2 pseudogenes are annotated in these 1,783 nt (G+C 63.2%); both read left to right on the forward strand.

The features are described 5' to 3' along the window. Window positions 1-461: pseudogene (locus F2P46_RS35610) on the forward strand (terminase); the annotation flags it as partial. Between the two features lie 85 nt (window positions 462-546). Further along, window positions 547-1,783 (forward strand): annotated as a pseudogene (locus F2P46_RS35615) (hypothetical protein); the annotation flags it as partial.

A 1,783-nucleotide genomic window follows, 5' to 3' on the forward strand; every position in this document is an offset into this window, starting at 1 on the left:
GCATCCTTGCCGGCTACTACCGCGACATGCAGCCCGATGCCATCTTCGTGGACAAGATCGGCATCGGATCGGGCATCGTGGACCGGCTCAAGGAGCTAGGCGTGCCCGTCATCGGCGTGAACTCTGCCGCAAGGGCCGATGATCCGGAGCTGTACGCCAACAAGCGCGCCGAGATCTGGTATCGCTTCAAAGAGTGGATCGAGGACGGCCCCAACCGGCTACCGAACGACGTTGCCATGATTGCCGACATTTCCGCGCCGAGCTACAAAACGTCCTCCAACGGCGCGCGCCTCATCGAGGCCAAGGAGGACATGAAGAAACGGCAGATGCGCTCGCCAGACGGCGCGGACGCCATCGCCATGACATTTGCCGAGCCGGTGATCCCCCGCGCCCTGCGTGAGGATCACAGTCGTGGCGGCGGTCACACGCAGCAGCGCGCGGCATCGCGGGCAGGCTACTAAGCCCAGCCACGGTTACCGGCCGCCCCAATCTCCTGCAACAACCTTCCGGCCCGCCAATGCGCGGGCCTTTTTTGTGAGCACGCCAATGACCGATGCAGTAGATACAGCGCACGAAGAATATGTACGGGCGGCTACCGAAGGCATGGCCCGCGACGATAACACCGCCTACGTCGCGCTGGACACGCTCGGCGTGACGCTTCTGGCCGAGTTCGCCCAAGCCGTGCTCGACCGGCGCGAGACAGAACAGCGTTGGCTCATGGACCTGCGCCAGTATCGCGGGCTCTACGATCCGGACGTGGAAGCGAAATTCGGAAAAAACCGCTCCAGGGCTTTTGTGCGCCTGACGCGTGTGAAGGTAAAAACCGCTAACGCCCGCGTCGCCGATCTGCTGTTCCCGACCACGTCCGACCGCAACTGGACGGCCGAGCCCACCGCCGTCCCATCCGTCGACCGCGATACTAGGCGCAAGCTGATCAGCCAGATGGTGGCGAAGACGGGGGCGGTGCCGACGCGCCGCGAACTGGACGCCGCGATCGCCAAGCTGGTCAAGATGGCGGCCGACAAGATGACCAGCATCATGGATGACCAGTTGGCCGAGGCCCAGTACAAGAGCACGGCAAGGGAGGTGCTCCACAGCGGCCACCTGTACGGCACAGGCGTGCTCAAGGCTCCGCTGGTCGAGCGCAAGACCCGTCAGAAGTTTGTGCGGGTCAATGGCAACTGGGTGATGAAGACCGAGTCGTACATCGTGCCCTTCGTCGCCTACGTCCCCCTGTGGCGCTTTTACCCGGACATGTCCGCCACCAAGCTGTCGGATTGTGGCTACGTATTCGAGCAGCACATCATGACGCGCGGCGCGCTCGCGGCGCTGGCGAAGCGCAAAGCATTCAACGGCGCCAAGATCCGCGCCTATATCCTGGCCAACCCCAAGGGGGCGCAAACCTCGCGTGCGTACGACAACGAGATCCGGCAGATCGGTGAGCGCCAGTCGGCAAAACTCAATCACGACGGCAACTACGAAATAGTGGAGCGTTGGGGTTGGATCGGCGGCGAGCTGCTGTCGCAGGCCGGCGTGGTCGTTCCGCAGGATCGCATGCACGAGACGTTTTTCTCGAACGTATGGATGCTCCCGGACGGGGACGTGATCAAGATCACTCTGCAGCCGATCAACGGCGTCACCTACCCGTACCACTTTTATTACGCCGACAAGGACGAAACGAGCATCTTCGGCGACGGCTTCGCCTCGATCATGCGCGACGACCAGACCACCGTGAACGCGGCCACGCGCATGGTACTCGACAACGCGGCGCTGTCGGCCGGGC

The organism is Massilia sp. CCM 8734, assembly GCF_011682155.1.
Classification (GTDB): domain Bacteria; phylum Pseudomonadota; class Gammaproteobacteria; order Burkholderiales; family Burkholderiaceae_D; genus Telluria_A; species Telluria_A rubra.